The organism is Bradyrhizobium sp. RDI18, assembly GCF_043203335.1.
GTDB lineage: Bacteria > Pseudomonadota > Alphaproteobacteria > Rhizobiales > Xanthobacteraceae > Bradyrhizobium > Bradyrhizobium retamae.
In genome coordinates this window covers 608473-628675 of the sequence record NZ_JBICRN010000006.1, presented here as the reverse complement: position 1 = coordinate 628675, position 20203 = coordinate 608473, and the positions used below count along the sequence as shown (strand labels likewise).

At 64.5% G+C, this 20203-nt stretch carries 5 protein-coding genes and 3 pseudogenes; 6 read left to right on the top strand and 2 right to left on the bottom strand.

The features are described from left to right. Positions 1–353 precede the first annotated feature (353 nt). Positions 354–1079, bottom strand: a pseudogene (locus tag ACFXS9_RS03925) (transposase); the annotation flags it as partial. 174 nt (positions 1080–1253) lie between these two features. On the opposite strand from ACFXS9_RS03925, the pseudogene ACFXS9_RS03920 reads away from it, so the two are divergent. Next, positions 1254–2131: pseudogene (locus tag ACFXS9_RS03920) on the top strand (ABC transporter ATP-binding protein); the annotation flags it as partial. Between the two features lie 33 nt (positions 2132–2164). Here ACFXS9_RS03920 and ACFXS9_RS03915 read toward each other — a convergent pair. Further along, on the bottom strand, positions 2165–2353 hold the full coding sequence (locus ACFXS9_RS03915) for a hypothetical protein (protein WP_392687351.1): 189 nt from the start codon (positions 2351–2353) through the stop codon (positions 2165–2167). Positions 2354–3837: 1484 nt separating this feature from the next. On the opposite strand from ACFXS9_RS03915, the pseudogene ACFXS9_RS03910 reads away from it, so the two are divergent. The 5 genes and pseudogenes from ACFXS9_RS03910 to ACFXS9_RS03890 all read left to right on the top strand — a co-directional run bounded on the left by ACFXS9_RS03910 (position 3838) and on the right by ACFXS9_RS03890 (position 20167). Beyond that, a pseudogene (locus ACFXS9_RS03910) lies at positions 3838–10162 on the top strand (amino acid adenylation domain-containing protein). Next, positions 10048–12612 (top strand): condensation domain-containing protein, encoded by a 2565-nt coding sequence (locus ACFXS9_RS03905; RefSeq protein ID WP_392685319.1) that lies wholly within the window; start codon positions 10048–10050, stop codon positions 12610–12612. Before ACFXS9_RS03910 ends, ACFXS9_RS03905 begins: the two are co-directional and overlap by 115 nt. A 67-nt stretch (positions 12613–12679) precedes the next feature. Continuing rightward, a complete protein-coding gene (locus ACFXS9_RS03900; protein WP_392685317.1) occupies positions 12680–13888 on the top strand; it encodes an amino acid adenylation domain-containing protein in 1209 nt (402 codons plus the stop codon). After that, positions 13777–16944: an amino acid adenylation domain-containing protein gene (locus tag ACFXS9_RS03895; RefSeq protein ID WP_392687257.1), complete on the top strand. Its 3168-nt coding sequence runs from the start codon at positions 13777–13779 to the stop codon at positions 16942–16944. Before ACFXS9_RS03900 ends, ACFXS9_RS03895 begins: the two co-directional genes overlap by 112 nt. A gap of 28 nt (positions 16945–16972) precedes the next feature. Next, positions 16973–20167, top strand: coding sequence for an amino acid adenylation domain-containing protein (locus ACFXS9_RS03890; RefSeq protein WP_392687254.1), 3195 nt, complete (start codon positions 16973–16975; stop codon positions 20165–20167). Positions 20168–20203 lie beyond the last annotated feature (36 nt).

The following is a 20203-nucleotide window of genomic DNA, read 5'->3' as shown; positions in this document are numbered from 1 at the left end:
ATAGCTGCATCGTAACTGTCCCGATGCTCAAACGCCTCAAGCCCGGTATGCGAAAAGCCTGGTACTTTCCACGATGTGTGCTGTCTGAGGCTGTCGAACCCGTGATCTTGCGGGGCTATCACGGCGCAGCACGACCGACGCCGGCATTTATCACCGTGAGGAACCTCGCACGCATGACCGCGGGGTGATGACCGAAAGATTGCGGGTCATCACCGATGGCGGGCATTCCTATTCCAAAGAACTCGTCGATTTCTTGCAGCATATATTACGTACCGGGTGCCAAAATCCGAACGTGCCGCACTGTCGTGCTCGACGGGTCCTACCATGAGGATGGAATCGGACCTTGAAGGAGCTTGGTCAGCACGAGGCTCGATCATGTGCAGCGCGGCCACCCGCTCGGTTCTCCATCAGCCCGTGCCCAATGGAGCCCTCTTGGTAAGGACTGCCGGAGACTGCCGCTGCGAGCGTGCTGTTCGGGCCTCTGCAAGAGCGTCTGGATCGGTAGTCGAAGCATGGGTGTCGTTCGAGCGTTTCTGGCCGTGGAAAGTCCGCATCGGCATTGCGGCCGCCGCCTTGCGCCGGCGGTTCGCCGGAGCCGTCCTTCGGCTTGACACTCTTCATCGAGGCCCAGGCCTCGATCAGCGTACCATCGACCGAGAAGTGATCACTCGGTAGAAGCCTCTTCACCATAGGCTGCGCCAGCACCGCCGCCCGATGTCGCCTTCCAGCAGCCGGTCGCGGTTCTTCGAGAATACCGAATGGTCCCAGGCTGCGTCGTCGACGCCGATGCCGACGAACCAGCGGAACAGCAGGTCGTATTCCAGCCGCTCCATCAGGAGCCGCTCCGAGCGGATCGAATAAAACGCCTGCAACAGCATCGCCCGCAGCAGCTTCTTCGGCGGGATCGACGGCCGCCCAATCGGCGAATAGAGCGCGGCAAACTCGCGCTCCAGCTCTGACAGCGCCTCGTTCACCATCCTCCGGATCGCTCGCAGCGGATGATCGCGCCGCACCCGCGACTCCAGGTCGACGTAGCTGAACAACTCGCCCGTTCGATTGTCGAGGCCGCGCGCACGCACCGTCTCCGAGATCTCGTCGGAGCCAATGAATCACGCTCGCCGGCCAAAAACCATCGCGACTGCGTTCAAAGGCGACCGCTATGCGTGTAATCGCGTGCCCAAAGTTTGCCGCCTCCTCGCGCCAGCGGTGTAGCAACCGGAGCAGCGCGTCTTCTTCGTCGGCGCCAAGCTTCGCGCGACGTAGGCATGCACGTCCGCAACGTGCAGCGCTCAGTGAATGATATGGAGGAGCTGGTCTATATCCAGAGCCAGCCGCTCGACATCGCGGATTGTCCGGAGGCCAAGCAGATCCGGATCACGAAGGGCCGCATCGATTTTAAGAACGTCCATTTCCATTATGGCAACGATGGATTGCCGCTCTACAGGGACTTCTCAGTGTCGATAAAGGCCGGCGAACGGGTCGGTCTGGTCGGTCCCTCCGGCTCCGGCAAGACCACCTTTGTGAAGCTCATCCAGCGGCTTTACGACGTGAACGGCGGTCGGATCCAGATCGATGAGCAGGACATTTCGAAGGTGACGCAGGCTTCGCTGCGCTCTCAAATTGCGATTGTGCAGCAGGAATGCCTCTTGTTCCATCGCTCGCTAGCCGAGAACATAGCCTACGGCCAGCCCGGCGCCAGCCAGGCCGAGATTGAGGAGGCGGCACAACTCGCCAGCGCGCATGAATTCATCGCGCGCCCGCCGAAGGGTTACGGTACGCTGGTCGGCGAGCGTGGCGTAAAGCTTTCCGGCGGCAGCGCCAGCGGGTGGCGATCGCGCGTGCCTTCCTTGCGGACGCGCCGATCTTGATTCTGGACGAGGCAACCTCGAGCCTTGATTCGGAGTCGGAAGTGCTGATCCAGAACGCGATGGAGCGGCTGATGGTCGGGCGCACCACGCTGATCATCGCGCACCGGCTCTCGACGGTGCGCGCGCTCGATCGGCTGCTCGTCTTCGATCGCGGCCGCATCATCGAGGAGGGCGACCACGCCGCGCTGATCCGTCTAGACGGCGGCATCTACCGCCGTCTGTTCGAGCGGCAGCGCTGGAGCGTGGCGAAGGGGCTGGTTTGAGGCCAATGCGGAAAGGGTCGGATGAGGCGTGATTCACTCGTTTTTGCGGGGACTCTCGACGGTTTTGTGAGGCGCGGCGACGGGCCGGTGACGGACGCCGTGCGCGACCTCATTGAAGTCGGATTGAACTGGCCCGCTGCCGCTAACACGGTGGCCGAGGGAGCGGCGCAGCTCGATGTAGCGCTCGACCTTCTCGCCGAAGAATGCGGCGAAGGCGGTCATGCGGCGCCTCCCGGAAGGGGGAGCGCGACCTCAGCGAGCTGCCCCGGGTTTGCCGGAGGCCATTTGGTTTAAATGCTGCCATGGTCGACTGTTCCAGCATGGCGTAGTAGCGTTGCTCGGCTTCTGGGATGTTGCCGATGGGCCCCAGGAGCCGTCGGTTGTTGAACTGACCTGCCACCGAACTTTCATCCAGCGGCGGTTAGAGCGGTTCACGGCTTGATTGAATCGGAAGGGATTCCGGATTTGGGGCGAATATGATTCAAGATGACCGCAATGTGCTGCAGCAAAATGGCTGAACCGCGCAATCCGGCTCAGATAAAGCTTAGCGGATGCTCGCTTGTAACCGAGCGAGAAAAAATACCCCGCGATGCGATCCATCTCGGCGCCGAGCGCCCGTTACGAAGGCGCTTGAGCAGCCCGCGATACGAAAAATAGAACTTGAGCATTGTGCCCCTCCGGCGTTGCGGCGCAGGGGGATCCCGCGTCCGCGCGAGAGGCACGAAATATTACGTGGCGGAGGAATCCAGGCGTGGCGGGACCTGGCTGGCGTTAGGGCGCCTCCGCCATATAATCTCGTCCGACACATAAGAACGGATCTGAGCCGGCATCGCGCACAAGCGCAACAAGGCCATCGATGTTCTTGAGGACAATCGACTTCGAGAGGTCTTGTCGCCATTGACGGTCCGTCTTGGCATCTTAAGCTCTGTCCGCTTCAAGACGTCAATGTCCCATTGTCGACAGTTGGATGGCAGTATTCCCCGAGCGAGGCGCGAAGCTCATTCTTTCGTCAGGAAGATCTTGCAGGACATCTTTGGCACGCTAGTTGCTAAGATGGTGGGCGTCACACCACAATCTCGCCGCCTCGGCTAAGAGTTCAGATGAAACTTGTTCGATTGATCCAGATCAGTGCGATGCTGATGCTGCCGCAGTCCGTGGCACGCGCGCTGTTGCGAGGTTTCTCACATTCTGATGTCGCTTCGATTCCCGGCAATGACTTTGCCATAATAGTGCTAGGTCTGTTCGCACTCACGTTTGAGTGGCATTCTCGGAGCGAAGGTCCAGCAGCGTTTTGACGCTCAACAGTCCGGCAGAACGAAGTGGCTTGCTGCCGCTCCGAAACGGGGCGTGCTCGTATTGCTGCGATTATCGACCGGACTTCCCTAATGGATATCAGGTCGCAAAGTGGTGGTGATGGATTTTCTGAGTGAGGTCTCTAGTCGGTTTTGCGCGCCGTTTCGGGCTACCCAGGCTGCACGACGAGTTAACCAGAGCGCGAACACGGCTCCGGCTTTCCTCCGCTGCGCGCTGGCGCGCATCTCTGCTCGTGCTCAGATTTGGTGGCGAAGCGCTCGGGCATGTCACCTGCGACCATTTAAGTCGCTAGTTGTTGCAGATCCTACTGCGCGTGATTTTGCGGAGTTGAGCAGTCAATCGCGGGGCCATTGAAAGTGCTGGCTCGCGTGGCACACGAGGAGTTTTCGTCTATGGGGGTGGAATACGAACATTGCGACACATGTGTGTTGGCCTCGTCGAGTTGCGAACTCGGCGATTGGGCTGGGCAACGACCTGAAGCCTCACCAATAGGTTCTACCGTCTTTGTTGGTAGTGGCACGCTAGCGATTAGGTGCGCTCAGCTAGCGATGGAGATGGGCCACGTCATCGGCGCAATCTTGAGTGCCGACGCCATATTCCGCGATTGGGCTGCTCGCGCCAATATCTTGTGCGTAGGGAGCGTTGAAGAGCTCTCCATACTTCTCAATACCGAACCGGTGGACTGGATATTTTCTGTTGCCAATCCGTTCATGTTGCCAGCAGATGTGTTTGGGCGAGTGCGTCGAGGGGCTTTCAACTACCACGACGGTCCGTTGCCACGGTATGCGGGAACTCATGCGACGTCTTGGGCGCTGCTGGCCCAAGAGACCGAATATGCCGTCACGTGGCATCGCATCGATGATGGTGTTGATACGGGTGACCTGGTTGTTCAACGCCAAGTCTTGATTGCGCCCACTGATACGGCGCTAACCCTGAACCTCAAATGTTATGAGGCTGCAGTCGAGGGCTTCCGAGAGCTTTTAACTGGTTTAGCGAATGGAGAGCTCAATACCTGTCCGCAGGCGCTAGTGGACAGAAGCTACTTTCCGAGATGTCGACGTCCAGATGCGGCGGGCTGTCTGCGATGGGATCGATCCGCGCAAGATCTCTCAGCGATAACGCGCGCCTTAGACTTTGGGCCGTATCATTCCAATTCGTTATGTCTGTCCAAGGCTCTTGTGGGCGATGACGTTGTCGCAGTCAGGTGCTTGGAGGTGTCGTCTGCCCGCTCGGGCTTTTCGCCGGGTTCCCTGGTTGAAATCCACCCGAGGCACTGGCGTGTGGCGACGGCCACAGAAGATGTTGATGTCTGGTTTGGCAGCTCAGATGGTGAGACTCTGGACGCCCGGGCACTCGCAAGGCACTCCGATCTGAATGTAGGCGATCGCCTCCCGATTCTAAGCGATGACGAGGCGCGGAGCATAACTGTTACACATGAAATGTTGGCGCCTCGGGAGAGTTTCTGGCGACAGCGGCTTGAGCAATCTAAAATATTGCAGCTTCCTTTTCTGTCGTCTCCACAAGCTGTGGCTCCCCCAAGATGGCAGTCGAGTTCGTGGCTCATTCCAAGTGCTTTGGCCGAGCTGTCCCCCAATGATCGCACCGAGTACATACTGAGCGCTTGGCTGATCTATCTCGCCCGCCTCACGGGAGAATCAGAGCTTCAATTGGGATGGACTCCCCCAGCGAATGAATCGCGAGCCGGGGTGAAGGCGGTGGAGGTGCTTGTCGCTTCTGTCGTGCCAATGGAAATTGTCATAGATCTCGGTCATGATTTTGCAGAGGTGCGCAGGGCGGTGGCGGCCGAGTGTGCTCAGCTGAGGGAGCACGATAGCTTTGCGCGGGATCTTATCGCGCGCTACCCGACGTTGCGGGGCGGTGAGGCGCTACGATCGCGCCGTCCCTGGCCGGTTGGCGTTACGGTTACTGCAAATAGCGGGTCTGCCGCTGGTGATCTTGCAAGCCCGAGTTTTGAGGCGCCCCTATCCGGTGATTTGCTGACGTTTGAGGTTTGCGCTCTGGAAGGGAGCTTTCGATGGCACTTTGATGCAGGTCGCTTGGCGCCCAAGCAGATCGACCGCATGACGCAGCATTTGCAGAATTTGTTGTGTGCTGTGATGGCCGATGCGCAGCAGCCGGTAGGACGAATTCGGCTCTTGTCGTCCGCTGAGCGCGCGTATCTGTTGGAGGAGCTGAACCGGACGGCGGCGCCGTATCCCGAGCAGCAGTGCATCCATGAGCTGTTTGAGGCGCAGGTGGGCAAGGCGCCGGATGCGGTGGCGGTGGTCTATCAGGACCAGCGCTTAAGCTATGGCGAGCTCAATGCGCGGGCGAACCGGCTGGCGCATCATCTGATCGCGCTCGGGGTCAGGCCGGACCAGCCGGTGGCGATCTGCCTTCAGCGCAGCATCGCGATGGTGGTCGGGCTGTTGGCGATCCTCAAGGCGGGCGGGGCGTATCTGCCGCTGGATCCGGCCTATCCGTCGGCGCGGCTGCACCAGGTGCTCAAGGATGCGGCACCGCCTCTGCTGCTGGCCGATGCGGCGGGACGATCGGCGCTGGGCGGCGATGCGCTACTCGATCTGACGGTGGTCGACCTGGAGACGGCGACCCCGGCGTGGGCGCAGCTGCCGGCCGCGAACCCGGACCCGCGCGCCCTCGGTCTGACCTCGCGCCATCTCGCCTATGTGATCTACACCTCAGGATCCACCGGAACGCCCAAGGGCGTCATGGTCGAGCATCGGGGATTGGTCAATCTAGGGTTGGCTCAGATCGTGCTTTTTGGCGTTTGTTCCAACAGTAGAGTGGTGCAGTTCGGCTCCTTTGGTTTTGATGCAAGTGTTTCAGAGCTTGTCATGGCGTTTGGCTCAGGAGCCGCCTTGCACTTGCCTGCGGGTGAGATCCGTCAATCGACCAAAGAGCTATCGGACTATCTGCGAAACGAAGCCATCACGCATGCGACGTTGCCTCCAGCATTGCTTCAGGGAAGCCAGCATCTGGAATATTTGGCGTCGCAACTTCTCGTTCTTGCTGGAGAGCTCCCGAAGGCCGAGCTTATCCGAGCCTTGCCTGCAGCATCTATTGTCAACGCCTATGGACCTACCGAAGCAACAGTCTGCGCGACGACGTGGAGCTGCCCGGCTGATTTTGATGGGGCCGTTGTCCCGATTGGCCGTCCGCTTGCGAACACGCGGATCTATCTGCTGGATGGTGATGGCGCGCCTGTTCCGTTTGGGGCCGTAGGGGAGCTTTACATTGGCGGCGCGGGGGTGGCGCGGGGCTATCTGAACCGTCCCGAGCTGACCGCGGAGCGGTTTTTGGCCGATCCGTTCAGCACTGAGCCTGGGGCGCGGATGTACCGGAGCGGGGATCTTGCGCGCTATCTGCCGGACGGCAATCTGGCGTTTCTGGGCCGCAACGACGACCAGGTGAAGATCCGCGGCTTCCGGATCGAGCCGGGCGAGATCGCGGCGCGGCTCGTCGAGCACGCCGCGGTGCGTGACGCGGTGGTGGTGGCGCGCCAGGACCGCGCCGGCGAGCAGCGGCTGGTCGCCTATGTGGTGTGCGCGTCCGAGGCGGGCTCGGATGGGCTGGATGGAAGCAAACTTGCCGGCACCTTGCGCACGCACTTAAGTGCGCGGCTGCCGGACTACATGGTGCCGTCGGCGTTTGTGCACCTTGCGGCGCTGCCCTTGACGGTGAACGGCAAGCTCGACCGCAAGGGCCTGCCGGCGCCTAAGGATGAGGCGTATGCGCGCGCCGCCTATGAGGCGCCGCAAGGCGAGATCGAGACGGCGCTGGCGACGATCTGGGCCGAGCTTCTGGGTGTTGAGCGGGTCGGACGGAACGACCACTTCTTCGAACTGGGCGGCCACTCGCTCTTGGCGGTGCAGCTGATCGAGCGTCTGCGGCGGCTGTCGCTGGGGGTGGAGGTGCGGACTTTGTTCGCCAGGCCGGTGCTGGCGGATCTGGCCGCGAGCCTGCGCAGTCATCACGAGGTGGCGGTGCCGGCCAACCTGATCACGGCAGAGAGCCGCTCGATCACGCCGCAGATGCTGCCGCTGATCGAGCTGACGCAGGGAGAGATCGACCGGCTCCTCGCCACGGTGCCCGGCGGCGTCGGCAACATCCAGGATATTTATGCCTTGTCGCCGCTGCAGGACGGCATCCTGTTCCATCATCTGTTGGCCCGCCAAGGCGATCCGTACCTGCTGGTGTCGCAGATGGCGTTTGCCGACCGTGGCGTGTTGGACCGCTATCTTGCCGCGGTTCAGCGGGTGGTGGACCGGCACGACATCTTAAGGACGTCGTTTGTCTGGGAGGGCCTGTCGCGCGCGGCCCAGGTGGTGTGGCGGAACGCGCCACTCAATGTGACCGAGGTCGAGCTGGATGGCTCCGGCGGTGCTGGCCACGCGCAGCTCAGGCTGAGGTTTGATCCGCGCCAGCACCGCATCGATCTTGGCCGGGCCCCGCTGTTGCGGTTTGTGATCGCGCGCGAGCCCGGCAGCGCGCGCTGGCTGCTCTTGCAGCTGCAGCATCATCTGATCGGGGATCACACGACGCTGGAGGTGATGCATGCCGAGGTTAAGGCCGTGCTCGGCGGGCGCGACCATGAGCTGGCCGCCCCGCAGCCGTTCCGCAACCTGGTGGCGCAGGCGCGCCTGGGCGTTGGTACCAAAGCGCATGAAGAGTTCTTCCGGGGACTACTGGGGGACATCGATGCGCCGACCACGCCGTTTGGCTTAAGCGAGGTCCACGGCGACGGCTGCGGGGTTCATGAGGCGCATCGGAGGCTGCCGCAGGCGCTCAACGCGCGATTGCGCAGCCAGGCGCGGCGGCTTGGGGTGAGCCTGGCCAGCCTGTGCCATCTGGCGTGGGGACAGGTGGTGGCGCGCAGCAGCGGCCGCGAGCAGGTGGTGTTCGGCACGGTGCTGTTTGGCCGCATGCATGGCGGCGCGGGTGCCGACCGCACCATGGGCCTGTTCATCAACACGCTGCCGCTGCGGCTTGATCTGGACGGCACCGGGGTCGAGGCGAGCGTGCGGACCACGCACGCCCGGCTGGCCGAGCTGCTGGCGCACGAGCATGCCTCGCTGGCGTTGGCGCAACGCTGCAGCGGCGTTGCGGCGCCGGCGCCGCTGTTCAGCGCGCTGTTGAACTACCGCCACACCGCGCCGGCGCTCGCTTGCGGACCGGATGCTGGGCTGGGCGGCGTGGAATGGCTGGGCGGGGAGGAACGCACCAACTATCCGCTGACCCTGTCGGTGGATGATTTTGGCGAGGCGCTCGGTCTGACGGCGCAGGTGGCGGAGCCCGTCTCCGCGGATCGGGTCTGCGGCTACATGCAGCGCGCGCTCGAGCAACTGGCCGACGCGCTGGAGCAGGCGCCGAACACGCCGGTGCGCGAGCTGGATATCCTGCCGTCCGCTGAGCGCGCGTATCTGTTGGAGGAGCTGAACCGGACGGCGGCGCCGTATCCCGAGCAGCAGTGCATCCATGAGCTGTTTGAGGCGCAGGTGGGCAAGGCGCCGGATGCGGTGGCGGTGGTCTATCAGGACCAGCGCTTAAGCTATGGCGAGCTCAATGCGCGGGCGAACCGGCTGGCGCACCACCTGATCGCGCTCGGGGTCAGGCCGGACCAGCCGGTGGCGATCTGCCTTCAGCGCAGCATCGCGATGGTGGTCGGGCTGCTGGCGATCCTCAAGGCGGGCGGGGCGTATCTGCCGCTGGATCCGGCCTATCGAGCGCGCGGCTGCACCAGGTGCTCAACGATGCGGCCCCACACCTGTTGCTGGCCGATGTGGCCGGCCGCGCCGCACTCGGCAGCGATGCGCTACTCGATCTGACGGTGGTCGATCTGGAGACGGCGACCCCGGCGTGGGCGCAGCTGCCGGCCGCGAACCCGGACCCGCGCGCCCTCGGTCTGACCTCGCGCCATCTCGCCTATGTGATCTACACCTCGGGATCCACCGGAACGCCCAAGGGCGTCATGGTCGAGCATCGGGGATTGGTCAATCATACAATCTGGCAGGCGGATCGATTCCAGTTCGCTGCCCACGACATTTCTTGCAGCGAACCTCCCCCTCTTTTGATGCTGCGGTTTGGGAGCTATGGACACCTTTGTCGATCGGGGCACGTTCAATTCTTCTTCCTCTCGACCGGCAACTAGATATTCGAACAATTTTGAGTCTGCTGGGTAAGTACCGAGTGACAGTTCTGCAATTGGTTCCGTCGCTTCTTTCAGCATTGCTTGGGATCACTGACGTTGAGCAAAAGGAAATCGATTATCTACGCTACATATTCTGTGGTGGAGAGCTCTTCAGAAACGAGTTAGCCACTAAATGGCTGCGATTGGCATCGACGGCACTTGTCAACCTCTATGGACCTACTGAGGCGACGATTGACGCGACAGCTTGGTTTTATCGAGCTGGATTTGATGGGGCCGTTGTCCCGATCGGCCGTCCGCTTGCGAACACGCGGATCTATCTGCTGGATGGTGATGGCGCGCCTGTTCCGTTTGGGGCCGTAGGGGAGCTTTACATTGGCGGCGCGGGGGTGGCGCGGGGCTATCTGAACCGTCCCGAGCTGACCGCGGAGCGGTTTTGGCCGATCCGTTCAGCACTGAGCCGGGGGCGCGGATGTACCGGAGCGGGGATCTTGCGCGCTATCTGCCGGACGGCAATCTGGCGTTTCTGGGCCGCAACGACGACCAGGTGAAGATCCGCGGCTTCCGGATCGAGCCGGGCGAGATCGCGGCGCGGCTCGTCGAGCACGCCGCGGTGCGTGACGCGGTGGTGGTGGCGCGCCAGGACCGCGCCGGCGAGCAGCGGCTGGTCGCCTATGTGGTGTGCGCGTCCGAGGCGGGCTCGGATGGGCTGGATGGAAGCAAACTTGCCGGCACCTTGCGCACGCGCTTAAGTGCGCGGCTGCCGGACTACATGGTGCCGTCGGCGTTTGTGCACCTTGCGGCGCTGCCCTTGACGGTGAACGGCAAGCTCGACCGCAAGGGCCTGCCGGCGCCTAAGGATGAGGCGTATGCGCGCGCCGCCTGTGAGGCGCCGCAAGGCGAGATCGAGACGGCGCTGGCGACGATCTGGGCCGAGCTTCTGGGTGTTGAGCGGGTCGGACGGAACGACCACTTCTTCGAACTGGGCGGCCACTCGCTCTTGGCGGTGCAGCTGATCGAGCGTCTGCGGCGGCTGTCGCTGGGGGTGGAGGTGCGGACTTTGTTCGCCAGGCCGGTGCTGGCGGATCTGGCCGCGAGCCTGCGCAGTCATCACGAGGTGGCGGTGCCGGCCAACCTGATCACGGCAGAGAGCCGCTCGATCACGCCGCAGATGCTGCCGCTGATCGAGCTGACGCAGGGAGAGATCGACCGGCTCCTCGCCACGGTGCCCGGCGGCGTCGGCAACATCCAGGATATTTATGCCTTGTCGCCGCTGCAGGACGGCATCCTGTTCCATCATCTGTTGGCCCGCCAAGGCGATCCGTACCTGCTGGTGTCGCAGATGGCGTTTGCCGACCGTGGCGTGTTGGACCGCTATCTTGCCGCGGTTCAGCGGGTGGTGGACCGGCACGACATCTTAAGGACGTCGTTTGTCTGGGAGGGCCTGTCGCGCGCGGCCCAGGTGGTGTGGCGGAACGCGCCACTCAATGTGACCGAGGTCGAGCTGGATGGCTCCGGCGGTGCTGGCCACGCGCAGCTCAGGCTGAGGTTTGATCCGCGCCAGCACCGCATCGATCTTGGCCGGGCCCCGCTGTTGCGGTTTGTGATCGCGCGCGAGCCCGGCAGCGCGCGCTGGCTGCTCTTGCAGCTGCAGCATCATCTGATCGGGGATCACACGACGCTGGAGGTGATGCATGCCGAGGTTAAGGCCGTGCTCGGCGGGCGCGACCATGAGCTGGCCGCCCCGCAGCCGTTCCGCAACCTGGTGGCGCAGGCGCGCCTGGGCGTTGGTACCAAAGCGCATGAAGAGTTCTTCCGGGGACTACTGGGGGACATCGATGCGCCGACCACGCCGTTTGGCTTAAGCGAGGTCCACGGCGACGGCTGCGGGGTTCATGAGGCGCATCGGAGGCTGCCGCAGGCGCTCAACGCGCGATTGCGCAGCCAGGCGCGGCGGCTTGGGGTGAGCCTGGCCAGCCTGTGCCATCTGGCGTGGGGACAGGTGGTGGCGCGCAGCAGCGGCCGCGAGCAGGTGGTGTTCGGCACGGTGCTGTTTGGCCGCATGCATGGCGGCGCGGGTGCCGACCGCACCATGGGCCTGTTCATCAACACGCTGCCGCTGCGGCTTGATCTGGACGGCACCGGGGTCGAGGCGAGCGTGCGGACCACGCACGCCCGGCTGGCCGAGCTGCTGGCGCACGAGCATGCCTCGCTGGCGTTGGCGCAACGCTGCAGCGGCGTTGCGGCGCCGGCGCCGCTGTTCAGCGCGCTGTTGAACTACCGCCACACCGCGCCGGCGCTCGCTTGCGGACCGGATGCTGGGCTGGGCGGCGTGGAATGGCTGGGCGGGGAGGAACGCACCAACTATCCGCTGACCCTGTCGGTGGATGATTTTGGCGAGGCGCTCGGTCTGACGGCGCAGGTGGCGGAGCCCGTCTCCGCGGATCGGGTCTGCGGCTACATGCAGCGCGCGCTCGAGCAACTGGCCGACGCGCTGGAGCAGGCGCCGAACACGCCGGTGCGCGAGCTGGATATCCTGCCGTCCGCTGAGCGCGCGTATCTGTTGGAGGAGCTGAACCGGACGGCGGCGCCGTATCCCGAGCAGCAGTGCATCCATGAGCTGTTTGAGGCGCAGGTGGGCAAAGCGCCGGATGCGGTGGCGGTGGTCTATCAGGACCAGCGCTTAAGCTATGGCGAGCTCAATGCGCGGGCGAACCGGCTGGCGCACCACCTGATCGCGCTCGGGGTCAGGCCGGACCAGCCGGTGGCGATCTGCCTTCAGCGCAGCATCGCGATGGTGGTCGGGCTGCTGGCGATCCTCAAGGCGGGCGGGGCGTATCTGCCGCTGGATCCGGCCTATCCGAGCGCGCGGCTGCACCAGGTGCTCAACGATGCGGCACCGCCTCTGCTGCTGGCCGATGCGGCGGGACGATCGGCGCTGGGCAGCGATGCGCTACTCGATCTGACGGTGGTCGACCTGGAGACGGCGACCCCGGCGTGAGGCGCAGCTGCCGGCCGCGAACCCGGACCCGCGCGCCCTCGGTCTGACCTCGCGCCATCTCGCCTATGTGATCTACACCTCAGGATCCACCGGAACGCCCAAGGGCGTCATGGTCGAGCATCGGGGATTGGTCAATCTGGAGTTGGCTCAGAATGTGCTTTTTGGCGCTTGTTCCAACAGTAGAGTGGTGCAGTTCGCCTCCTTTGGTTTTGATACAAGTGTTTCAGAGCTTGTCATGGCGTTTGGCTCAGGAGCCGCCTTGCACTTGCCTGCGGGTGAGATCCGTCAATCGACCAAAGAGCTATCGGACTATCTGCGAAACGAAGCCATCACGCATGCGACGTTGCCTCCAGCATTGCTTCAGGGAAGCCAGCATCTGGAATATTTGGCGTCGCAACTTCTCGTTCTTGCTGGAGAGCTCCCGAAGGCCGAGCTTATCCGAGCCTTGCCTGCAGCATCTATTGTCAACGCCTATGGACCTACCGAAGCAACAGTCTGCGCGACGACGTGGAGCTGCCCGGCTGATTTTGATGGGGCCGTTGTCCCGATTGGCCGTCCGCTTGCGAACACGCGGATCTATCTGCTGGATGGTGATGGCGCGCCTGTTCCGTTTGGGGCCGTAGGGGAGCTTTACATTGGCGGCGCGGGGGTGGCGCGGGGCTATCTGAACCGTCCCGAGCTGACCGCGGAGCGGTTTTTGGCCGATCCGTTCAGCACTGAGCCTGGGGCGCGGATGTACCGGAGCGGGGATCTTGCGCGCTATCTGCCGGACGGCAATCTGGCGTTTCTGGGCCGCAACGACGACCAGGTGAAGATCCGCGGCTTCCGGATCGAGCCGGGCGAGATCGCGGCGCGGCTCGTCGAGCACGCCGCGGTGCGCGACGCGGTGGTGGTGGCGCGCCAGGACCGCGCCGGCGAGCAGCGGCTGGTCGCCTATGTGGTGTGCGCGTCCGAGGCGGGCTCGGATGGGCTGGATGGAAGCAAACTTGCCGGCACCTTGCGCACGCACTTAAGTGCGCGGCTGCCGGACTACATGGTGCCGTCGGCGTTTGTGCACCTTGCGGCGCTGCCCTTGACGGTGAACGGCAAGCTCGACCGCAAGGCCTGCCGGCGCCTAAGGATGAGGCGTATGCGCGCGCCGCCTATGAGGCGCCGCAAGGCGAGATCGAGACGGCGCTGGCGACGATCTGGGCCGAGCTTCTGGGTGTTGAGCGGGTCGGACGGAACGACCACTTCTTCGAACTGGGCGGCCACTCGCTCTTGGCGGTGCAGCTGATCGAGCGTCTGCGGCGGCTGTCGCTGGGGGTGGAGGTGCGGACTTTGTTCGCCAGGCCGGTGCTGGCGGATCTGGCCGCGAGCCTGCGCAGTCATCACGAGGTGGCGGTGCCGGCCAACCTGATCACGGCAGAGAGCCGCTCGATCACGCCGCAGATGCTGCCGCTGATCGAGCTGACGCAGGGAGAGATCGACCGGCTCCTCGCCACGGTGCCCGGCGGCGTCGGCAACATCCAGGATATTTATGCCTTGTCGCCGCTGCAGGACGGCATCCTGTTCCATCATCTGTTGGCCCGCCAAGGCGATCCGTACCTGCTGGTGTCGCAGATGGCGTTTGCCGACCGTGGCGTGTTGGACCGCTATCTTGCCGCGGTTCAGCGGGTGGTGGACCGGCACGACATCTTAAGGACGTCGTTTGTCTGGGAGGGCCTGTCGCGCGCGGCCCAGGTGGTGTGGCGGAACGCGCCACTCAATGTGACCGAGGTCGAGCTGGATGGCTCCGGCGGTGCTGGCCACGCGCAGCTCAGGCTGAGGTTTGATCCGCGCCAGCACCGCATCGATCTTGGCCGGGCCCCGCTGTTGCGGTTTGTGATCGCGCGCGAGCCCGGCAGCGCGCGCTGGCTGCTCTTGCAGCTGCAGCATCATCTGATCGGGGATCACACGACGCTGGAGGTGATGCATGCCGAGGTTAAGGCCGTGCTCGGCGGGCGCGACCATGAGCTGGCCGCCCCGCAGCCGTTCCGCAACCTGGTGGCGCAGGCGCGCCTGGGCGTTGGTACCAAAGCGCATGAAGAGTTCTTCCGGGGACTACTGGGGGACATCGATGCGCCGACCACGCCGTTTGGCTTAAGCGAGGTCCACGGCGACGGCTGCGGGGTTCATGAGGCGCATCGGAGGCTGCCGCAGGCGCTCAACGCGCGATTGCGCAGCCAGGCGCGGCGGCTTGGGGTGAGCCTGGCCAGCCTGTGCCATCTGGCGTGGGGACAGGTGGTGGCGCGCAGCAGCGGCCGCGAGCAGGTGGTGTTCGGCACGGTGCTGTTTGGCCGCATGCATGGCGGCGCGGGTGCCGACCGCACCATGGGCCTGTTCATCAACACGCTGCCGCTGCGGCTTGATCTGGACGGCACCGGGGTCGAGGCGAGCGTGCGGACCACGCACGCCCGGCTGGCCGAGCTGCTGGCGCACGAGCATGCCTCGCTGGCGTTGGCGCAACGCTGCAGCGGCGTTGCGGCGCCGGCGCCGCTGTTCAGCGCGCTGTTGAACTACCGCCACACCGCGCCGGCGCTCGCTTGCGGACCGGATGCTGGGCTGGGCGGCGTGGAATGGCTGGGCGGGGAGGAACGCACCAACTATCCGCTGACCCTGTCGGTGGATGATTTTGGCGAGGCGCTCGGTCTGACGGCGCAGGTGGCGGAGCCCGTCTCCGCGGATCGGGTCTGCGGCTACATGCAGCGCGCGCTCGAGCAACTGGCCGACGCGCTGGAGCAGGCGCCGAACACGCCGGTGCGCGAGCTGGATATCCTGCCGTCCGCTGAGCGCGCGTATCTGTTGGAGGAGCTGAACCGGACGGCGGCGCCGTATCCCGAGCAGCAGTGCATCCATGAGCTGTTTGAGGCGCAGGTGGGCAAGGCGCCGGATGCGGTGGCGGTGGTCTATCAGGACCAGCGCTTAAGCTATGGCGAGCTCAATGCGCGGGCGAACCGGCTGGCGCACCACCTGATCGCGCTCGGGGTCAGGCCGGACCAGCCGGTGGCGATCTGCCTTCAGCGCAGCATCGCGATGGTGGTCGGGCTGCTGGCGATCCTCAAGGCGGGCGGGGCGTATCTGCCGCTGGATCCGGCCTATCCGAGCGCGCGGCTGCACCAGGTGCTCAACGATGCGGCCCCACACCTGTTGCTGGCCGATGTGGCCGGCCGCGCCGCACTCGGCAGCGATGCGCTACTCGATCTGACGGTGGTCGACCTGGAGACGGCGACCCCGGCGTGGGCGCAGCTGCCGGCCGCGAACCCGGACCCGCGCGCCCTCGGTCTGACCTCGCGCCATCTCGCCTATGTGATCTACACCTCGGGATCCACCGGAACGCCCAAGGGCGTCATGGTCGAGCATCGGGGATTGGTCAATCTTATAGCATGGCATGTGCAAACGTTTTGTCCGCAACCCGAAACCTGCTGTGCGCTCACGGCTGGACTAGCATTCGATGCCAGCACTTGGGAGCTATGGTCTGCGTTATGTAACCGCAGCACATTGCTGCTCCCGCCCAGAGCGCTGGCAGGAGATCTCTCCTTTTTGCTGCAATGGTGGCGTGATCAATCGCTGGACTCCGCCTTTTTGATCACGCCGCTCGCCACGATCGCGTTAGAAGATAAGCTGGTAAATCCCACATTGGAGTACTTGCTTGTTGGCGGGGATCGTCTCCAGCGTGTGCCTGCGCCTCTACCAGCGGCTCTCAAGCTAATAAACAACTACGGCCCCACTGAAGTGACGGTCGTGGCGACCTCGGGACGGCTTTTCGTCGACATTGTGCCGCATATCGGCCGTCCGCTTGCGAACACGCGGATCTATCTGCTGGATGGTGATGGCGCGCCTGTTCCGTTTGGGGCCGTAGGGGAGCTTTACATTGGCGGCGCGGGGGTGGCGCGGGGCTATCTGAACCGTCCCGAGCTGACCGCGGAGCGGCTTTTGGCCGATCCGTTCAGCACTGAGCCTGGGGCGCGGATGTACCGGAGCGGGGATCTTGCGCGCTATCTGCCGGACGGCAATCTGGCGTTTCTGGGCCGCAACGACGACCAGGTGAAGATCCGCGGCTTCCGGATCGAGCCGGGCGAGATCGCGGCGCGGCTCGTCGAGCACGCCGCGGTGCGTGACGCGGTGGTGGTGGCGCGCCAGGACCGCGCCGGCGAGCAGCGGCTGGTCGCCTATGTGGTGTGCGCGTCCGAGGCGGGCTCGGATGGGCTGGATGGAAGCAAACTTGCCGGCACCTTGCGCACGCACTTAGTGCGCGGTTGCCGGACTACATGGTGCCGTCGGCGTTTGTGCATCTTGCGGCGCTGCCCTTGACGGTGAACGGCAAGCTCGACCGCAAGGCCTGCCGGCGCCTAAGGATGAGGCGTATGCGCGCGCCGCCTATGAGGCGCCGCAAGGCGAGATCGAGACGGCGCTGGCGACGATCTGGGCCGAGCTTCTGGGTGTTGAGCGGGTCGGACGGAACGACCACTTCTTCGAACTGGGCGGCCACTCGCTCTTGGCGGTGCAGTTCTCAAGCCGGCTGTCGCAGGCTGTTGGTGTCGAACTGCCGCTGACGAGGCTGTTTGCCAAACCGGTGCTGGCCGATCTGGCGGAAAGCGTGGTCGAGATGAGCCGCCGCGGTCCGCAAGACCTCCCGGCCATTGTGGCCGTGTCGCGTGATGCGGCGCTCGTGTTGTCGTTTGCGCAGCAGCGGCTGTGGTTTTTGGCGCAGCTGGATCAGGGCAGCACGAGCTATCACATGCCGCTGGCGTGGCGGCTGCAAGGTGCGCTCGACCGCAGCGTCTGGCAGCGCAGCCTTGACCGTTTGTTTGCCCGTCACGAGGCGCTGCGCAGTGTCTTTGTCGCCTCAGAGGGTGAGCCTCGGGTCGAGGTTCTGCCGAAGGATGCGGGGCTGCCCGTCACGGAGCATGATCTGCGCGCCCGGGGAGATGCGGACGCCGCGCTTTTGGAGCTGTGCCGTGAAGAGGCGCGCACGCCGTTCGATTTGGCGCGGGGGCCGCTGATCCGCGGCCGGCTGATCCGGATGTCGGACGAGGAGCACGTCTTGCTGCTGACCCAGCATCACATTGTCTCGGATGGCTGGTCGCTGGGCGTGTTGGCGCGTGAACTCAGTCAGCTGTACCGGGCGTTTGAGGCTGGACAAGACGATCCGCTGCCGCCGCTTGCGATCCAGTATCCGGACTATGCCGCCTGGCAGCGGCGGTGGCTAACAGGGGAACGGCTGCAGAGCCAGGCGCAGTATTGGCGCAACAATCTATCTGGCGCGCCGGCCCGTCTGGCCTTGCCGACGGACCGGCCGCGGCCGGCAGAGCAGTCGTTTGCCGGGGCCATGGTGCCTGTCGTGATCGATGCGGATCTGACGCGGGGTTTGAGGCGGCTGAACCAGCGGCATGGCACGACCTTGTTCATGACGGTGCTGGCGGCGTGGGCGGCGGTGCTGTCGCGTCTGTCGGGGCAGGACGACATAGTGATCGGGGTGCCGAGCGCCAATCGCGGTCGGCGCGAGGTCGAAGAGCTGATCGGCTGCTTCGTCAACACCCTGGCGCTTCGGCTTGACCTGTCGGGGGAGCCGAGCGTGTCGGAGCTGTTGGCGCGGACGCGGCGCACGGCCTTGGGAGCGCAGGAGCATCAGGACCTGCCGTTTGAGCAGGTGGTGGAGATCGTGCAGCCGCCACGGCGTCTTGATCACACGCCGTTGTTCCAAGTGATGCTGGCCTGGCAGAACAACGCCGCCCCGGCCTTCGACCTTCCTGGGCTGCGTGTGGAGGGGGCGGCAGACGGCTTCGATCAGGTCAAGTTCGATCTGGAGCTGAACCTTTGCGAGCATGGCGAGGTCATCGCGGGAACGCTGGGCTATGCTACGGCGCTGTTCGATGAGACGACAATCGAGCGGCAACGAGGCTATCTGCTGGCGCTGCTGCAGGCGATGGTTGCCGATGCGCGGCAAGAGGTCGGGCGCATTGAGCTGCTGCCGTCCGCTGAGCGTACGTATCTCCTGGAGGAGCTGAACCGGACGGCGGCCCCCTATCCGGCGGAGCAGTGCATCCATGAGCTGTTCGAGGCGCAGGTGCGCCAAGCGCCGGATGCGGTGGCGGTGGTCGATGCGGAGGAACGCGTAAGCTATGGCGAGCTCAATGCGCGGGCGAACCGGCTGGCGCACCACCTGATCGCGCTCGGGGTCAGGCCGGACCAGCCGGTGGCGATCTGCCTTCAGCGCAGCATCGCGATGGTAGTCGGGCTGCTGGCGATCCTCAAGGCGGGCGGGGCGTATCTGCCGCTGGATCCGGCCTATCCGAGCGCGCGGCTGCACCAGGTGCTCAACGATGCGGCCCCACACCTGTTGCTGGCCGATGTGGCCGGCCGCGCCGCACTCGGCAGCGATGCGCTACTCGATCTGACGGTGGTCGACCTGGAGACGGCGACCCCGGCGTGGGCGCAGCTGCCGGCCGCGAACCCGGACCCGCGCGCCCTCGGTCTGACCTCGCGCCATCTCGCCTATGTGATCTACACCTCGGGATCCACCGGAACGCCCAAGGGGGCACAGAATGAGCATCGGGCCATCATCAATCGGCTGATCTGGATGCAAAGAGCCTATGGTCTCAAGGCAACTGATGTCGTGTTGCAGAAGACGCCATTTGGCTTCGATGTCTCGGTCTGGGAGTTCTTCTGGACGCTGCTTGAAGGTGCGACCTTGGTGCTGGCGCCTCCGGATGCGCACAAAGACCCCGATGCATTGGTGGACTTGATCATCAGCCAACGCATCACCACGGCACACTTCGTACCATCGATGCTGGTCAGCTTTATCGATACGAAGGGGGTTGATCGCTGCACATCGCTGCAGCGCCTGTTGTGCAGTGGCGAGGCGCTTCCTGCCGCCAGCTTGCACAAGGTTCGGCGCGTATTGCCTGGGACTGGCCTGCATAATCTCTACGGTCCGACGGAAGCTGCGATCGACGTGACAGCGTGGAGCTGCCCGGCTGATTTTGATGGGGCCGTTGTCCCGATCGGCCGTCCGATTGCGAACACACGGATCTATCTGCTGGATGGTGATGGCGCGCCTGTTCCGTTTGGGGCCGTAGGGGAGCTTTACATTGGCGGCGCGGGGGTGGCGCGGGGCTATCTGAACCGTCCCGAGCTGACCGCGGAGCGGTTTTTGGCCGATCCGTTCAGCACTGAGCCGGGGGCGCGGATGTACCGGAGCGGGGATCTTGCGCGCTATCTGCCGGACGGCAATCTGGCGTTTCTGGGCCGCAACGACGACCAGGTGAAGATCCGCGGCTTCCGGATCGAGCCGGGCGAGATCGCGGCGCGGCTCGTCGAGCACGCCGCGGTGCGTGACGCGGTGGTGGTGGCGCGCCAGGACCGCGCCGGCGAGCAGCGGCTGGTCGCCTATGTGGTGTGCGCGTCCGAGGCGGGCTCGGATGGGCTGGATGGAAGCGAACTTGCCGGCACCTTGCGCACGCACCAAGGCGCGCGCGGCTGCCGGACTACATGGTGCCGTCGGCGTTTGTGCACCTTGCGGCGCTGCCCTTGACGGTGAACGGCAAGCTCGACCGCAAGGCCTGCCGGC